This is a genomic window from Coprobacter sp. (assembly GCF_982436375.1).
The window spans coordinates 1-4,778 of the sequence record NZ_CEWDCG010000214.1 but is presented as its reverse complement, the minus strand read 5'-3'; the positions used below and the strand labels follow the sequence as shown (position 1 = coordinate 4,778).

2 protein-coding genes and 1 other RNA gene are annotated in these 4,778 nt (G+C 39.2%); 1 reads left to right on the top strand and 2 read right to left on the bottom strand.

The window, feature by feature from the left end:
* Positions 1-264, top strand: a transfer-messenger RNA (tmRNA) gene (ssrA, locus tag AC1WHX_RS10515); the annotation flags it as partial.
* Between the two features lie 162 nt (positions 265-426).
* Here the strand turns inward: ssrA and AC1WHX_RS10510 are convergent.
* The gene (locus AC1WHX_RS10510) at positions 427-729 is read right to left on the bottom strand and encodes a hypothetical protein (RefSeq protein WP_022390731.1); all 303 of its coding nucleotides are present in this window, start codon (positions 727-729) and stop codon (positions 427-429) included.
* Positions 726-4,733, bottom strand: a complete 4,008-nt coding sequence (locus AC1WHX_RS10505) for a hypothetical protein (protein WP_302545386.1) — start codon at positions 4,731-4,733, stop codon at positions 726-728. Before AC1WHX_RS10505 ends, AC1WHX_RS10510 begins: the two co-directional genes overlap by 4 nt.
* Positions 4,734-4,778: the final 45 nt, after the last annotated feature.

Sequence of the window (4,778 nt, the reverse complement as noted above, 5' to 3'; positions counted from 1 at the left end):
AGTAGATTAGCTTAATCTCCGCAACAGTTGTGGAGACAAGACATCACCCGGTTGCTGTTGTTCCGAAGCGTTCCGAAACGGTGGTGCAATAATATCGGAAATAGTGGGTAGCCGGCCTTGTGCCGCCCATGAAATTTTAAAGGCTAAGGTATGAATTGGTGGCTTCGGTCTTGTTCATACCCGACAATCAAAGCGAAGATAAGCATGTAGAAAGCTCATTAGTTCCTCGTTTGGACGAGGGTTCGAATCCCTCCAGCTCCACTTAATTTTAACAAAGCGTTTATAATATTTTGATTATAAACGCTTTGTTATTTTTAGGGATCAAAATAGGGGATGAATTTAATCATCTATTGAAAGACCAACTATTCATGTGGGTTTCTCTCAAATCAGACCCGTATAAAATTTAAACTGACTCTAAGAAGCCGTCTAAAACGATTTTATTTTTTTATAAGTCGAATAATTCGACATATCAATCAATCCATCTTTATTCATTTGATTTACAATCGAATTAATAATACACAATTGATCTATAGATACCATAAATTCACGCTCTGTATTTACCGTATCATCCCATCTTATCCGGTTATCCTCAACTTTATATCCGAACTCTTGTTTTTCTGCATCTGAAATACTAAGCAGCATTATAGTATCGACAGTATCGACATCTTTTTGTTCCGGCATATTCTGTAACAGAATAATGCGATCTTTTAATTCCAATTTTATAATCATACCGACTTTGCCATTAAATAAAAATTACCATTTCCTGCACTTTGAGCATATAACTGAAGATTGTATATAGCATTCTCATTCGAAATATCTCTCACATTGTAAAAACGAATACGTCCGGTAGCCTCCAAAGCTATATCATCTTTCGGATTGGCAGTTTCAATCACTATCCCTTTTACTGTTCCACTTCCTCCAGACTTCTGAACTTTGCAGTATATACCATTAAATCCATTAGATTCTTTAAGGTCCAAACTAATTCCGCTTATCAAAGGGTTCATAGTATCCGGTCTGGCAGTCATTTCCAAAAAAGTCCGTCCTGTACCGCTCAAATTTACACCCGCATTTACAGATACTGCACCAAACGACTGCGTATTGACAAAAGAGATTCCCGAACCTTCTAAAAACGTATGATACGTTCTCACAGAATCAGAGTAGGATGCCATAAGATTACTGCCAGTAATCTTAAACGGTCCTATTTTACCGCTTTGCGCATTAATGTTTTCAAACATACCATTCTTAGATGTCAGTATTCCATCTCTATCTATAATAGTATTATTATTTATATTAAGAGTATTCGTTTTTATCACATTTGCAATCACATCTCCAGAAATAATATCCGCCCTTAGCACAGGCTTATTGTTTCTTATCTCAAAAACAGCAATATCCACTTTAGATCCGTTAGGGAGTATAGCCTCTACTTTTGTTTTATCCGAAGCCGAAAGAGTGATAGTCCCTGCCTTAATATCTATACCGGCTTCTTTCAGTTGCTCTGTTCCGGCTTTATCTTCCGGAGCAGGACTCCAATCCGTAGGTTTGTTTCCGAACTCTACCTTGATGTTCGAGATTTTTACTGAAACCGGGTTTTCTCCGTCAAGCCCCATCTGACCATCAAGGTAATTTACCGTTGCAAGAAATTCATTGGCGCTTTCTATAGGTTTTAATTCTCCTTCAGGAATATAGGTGGCATACGAAAATCTACCTTTATAATATCCGTTTGAGAATAAAGAATAGGGAAGAGACGCACAACATGATAATCCGTCATCGTTCGTATAAAGAGCAAATATCTGAACACCTATGAAGAATCCTGTATATTGGGGTATATTGGAGGCTTCGCAGTCAAATGAGATTACGACATTTTTACCTAACATCTCCGTTATACGGAATGGGAAAGGGGGATTTTCACTATTTTGAAAATACCATTTAGGATTATTTACAGTTTCTCTGTTAGCAGAATCTAAAAATAAGTTTCGTCCTCCGATTTCTATCTCTTTCACGGCAAGCGCAATATTCTCGTTCGTCTGGTTTATCTCACTTTCTACATAAGAGTTAATATCTTCTATTTCGTCCTCTATATTCCGGTTTGTATTTTTAGAAATAAAATCACCCGTAAATTTGTTTCCAGCAGGAGATATCACACTGACATCTTTTCCGGTAAACGTAAATTCATTTCCTTTTCCGACACCCTTGTATTGGATTATTTCAGGTGTACCGAAACTTCTCAACATAATAACACTTTGACGGTCAGGATTAGATCTATTTCCACATTGCACGATATAATCTCCGATTTCAGGAATCCCGGTAAAGACAGTATCCTTCACCGTATTGGATAACGTAATATAATCACTCCCGACATTCAATACAAGCATCCAGTAATATTTGGTTCCTGTACCGGAAAATACCTGACACATCGCCTTATCCCCGGCAACGAAATTATTCTTCACCTTTCCGTCTCCGGTATCAAAAAAACATTTGTAAGCGGTAATGGCATCTCCCGATCTGATTTCTTCTACAGAAGACACGGTTATAGCTGCCAAAGATAATATTTGCGCTCCGGCAACATGACTTATCCGCTCATTCACGATTTCATGAAATAAAGCAGTCTTGCGCACGTTCAACTTATCAATCTCCATATAAGAATTGTTCTGAGCATCATAACCGATATGCCAACCTGTACCCGATGCGACAAATGCCTCATCCCGTATTCCTTTTTTAAAGACCTGCTCTTTTCTAAACGTTACGGTTCCGTCAACAATATCATCATACAAACGGGATACAAATTCCTGTCGCGATCGTAATGAAGACAATACATTACGATCACTTAATACCGTATTATCATACTTTCCTACAACATAGACCGCATTTCCGGGAGAACTATTCGAAACCTGCTCTTTTTTAACAATTTCATCTATTTTATCCTCAATAGCTCCGATTCTCGAATAGGCGGGTTTTTCTCCGATTGTATAAACCGGTGCATCATAAGGTCGATCTAATTTTTTCTCAAATCCGATTACCCGCGATAGACGCCCATTCGGGAAATAAGCCGGATTTACAAGATTCACACTATCTCCCAAGTTGAAGTCAAGAATTTTCGATACGTCCGACATCCCGGTAGCAGGATCATAACCGGCAGCTACAGCCGAAATCAGTTTGCACGTATAAACCGAAGGATCTATTTTCGATTTCTCGACATATTCCCGAGCTTTCTCCAACAACCGTTCTTCCGCATCCGGAATATAAATATCCGAAATCATCGAAATATCGAAACCGTACAAAACATAAGTATCTCCTTTTTGGGGAATAAGAGCACCGGCAGGCAATCCCCGGCCCGACTCTTCTTCTCTCTTAATCTCGAATACTTGGGCAAGCGGATTCCAAGAACCGTCTTCATTTTTTTCGGGCTGAAACGTTTCCCCTTCGGCATGCGGATTAAATATAACCGCAAAATCCATTCCGTTCAAAGCCCCCGAACAAAACTTAAGTCGCAACTGACCATCTATAACATATCGTTCCGAAAAATAGAAGTCCGGATCATCATCCTTAAACCGGTATACTTTCCACTCTTTTCGGGTCACACTACCGTCCTCATTTTTTATTTCATCGACATAGTTATGAGTAAAAACATTCGCAATAGTGCCGACACGCTCGGGATATATATCTTCAAAAACGACAATATCCTCTACCGCTTCCTCTTCGGACATACCTTCAAAAGCATCTATATGATCTTTTCCGGCAGGCAACATCAACCTCTGTTGCGCTATCTTTTCGATAACCCTGCTGTTATCCGAAAAGAAAATATATTCAGAAGGTGCTTTATTCAAATCGACTCCCTCGAGCACGACAATATCTCCGACCTCAAAATTCAACTGTTCCGCCCATATGAAATAATCATTTATCCCCATAAGATCGGCCTCATAACGAACATCTCCACACACAACCGTCAACGAATCCTCCATATACGCACTGCTATACGGCATATCCCATTTTACCACCCATTCTCCGGAATCCCATTCCTCTATCTCGGTAATGGTTACGCGGCACTCTTTCCGATATGATCCGGGAATATTACGGGTAGAACCGAAAGCATAAATACGGGTTGCATAATTCGAACGGCTTTCATTGGCCGACATTTCCGCAACCTCTTTTCCGATCTCAAGCTTCACAGGATCTCCATATTCGCACCTGCCCAAATGTATTACATTATCCGTAATCCACCATTCGCACTCCCACGCCTCGGCAATCTTTGTCAAGGCATCCAATATATTCGTATTATCATATTGTATCGACTTTGCCGCATCTTCGACAGTCTCATCGACATAAAACGTGAACGCTTCGTTCCGATAAGTATAATTCAAGGCTTCAAGATTAGACAATACGACCGACAAATGCTTATCTGCCGTATCTGTCAAATTCCACGACGCTTCTTTCATGCCTTGCCGGTTATAAAAAAGAATCTTATTGCGCCACTTACGATAATAAGCATCAAAACGGAGTGCATAATCATATCCTCCGGTTACGGTATTCAACACAGGCTTTTGCAAATCACTCAACTCATACCATCCGAACTCCGTTTCTACATAATCACCTAAATGAAAAGACAACAATACATCGGAACTGAATTTGAGCGTAATATAATCTTCTCCCATCAACGACTTATTCCATTGACATCCTTCATTATATTCTGTCGAATATATGATTTCGTTATTCGATAAACTTTTAATATCAACCATAATTCTTACTTAAATAAAATTACCAATATTCTATTATAGAATAAC

Bases quoted from the DNA above. Each gene is read 5' to 3' on its own strand.
- AC1WHX_RS10510 (WP_022390731.1), bottom strand. From the start codon at position 729: ATGATTATAAAATTGGAATTAAAAGATCGCATTATTCTGTTACAGAAT.
- AC1WHX_RS10505 (WP_302545386.1), bottom strand. From the start codon at position 4,733: ATGGTTGATATTAAAAGTTTATCGAATAACGAAATCATATATTCGACA.